Here is a 481-nt window from a genome sequence, read left to right as displayed (position 1 = left end):
ATCGAGTGAATTGAAGGACAAGCGGGCGGAGCTGACCGCCCGGGCTGAAGAATTAGCCACGGAGATGGCGGAGACACAGGCGCACCTCGTCGCCCTGGATAAGGTGATCGCCATCTATGATCCAGACTGGAAACCTGAGAAAGCCAACACCCGACGCGTGAGAAACGCACCGAAGAGCAAGAACGCTGAGGAGCTGGACACGCTGCTTGGCAGCCTGAACCGCCGCCAGACGGCTCTTGAGACCCTCAGGATCCTCGGCAAGCCATCTACGACGGCAGAATGCACCCAGTTATTTGCCGACCGCCTCGGAATTCTGGAAGGGGATCCAAAGATTGCGCTCCTGACGGATGTCGTGACGAAAGTCCTGTGCGGACTGGAGCGGTTGGAGAGAGTCCGAAGCTCCCTTTTAGGCGACAGGCATCGCAAGTTCTGGGAAATTGCTAACTGACGTTGAATTCAGACGTGAGGTGCAACATGGTCG

General features: G+C 57.4%; 1 protein-coding gene. It reads left to right on the top strand.

What is annotated here, in order from left to right; translation table 11 throughout:
- Nucleotides 1–448, top strand: a 448-nt coding sequence (locus E1297_RS48845) for a hypothetical protein (protein ID WP_196223094.1), incomplete at its 5' end; no start/stop codon positions are given.
- Nucleotides 449–481 lie beyond the last annotated feature (33 nt).

The sequence above is a fragment of the Roseibium sp. RKSG952 genome (assembly GCF_009711355.1).
The sequence above is the reverse complement of the archived record's forward strand: the minus strand, read 5'-3'. Positions and strand labels throughout refer to the sequence as shown.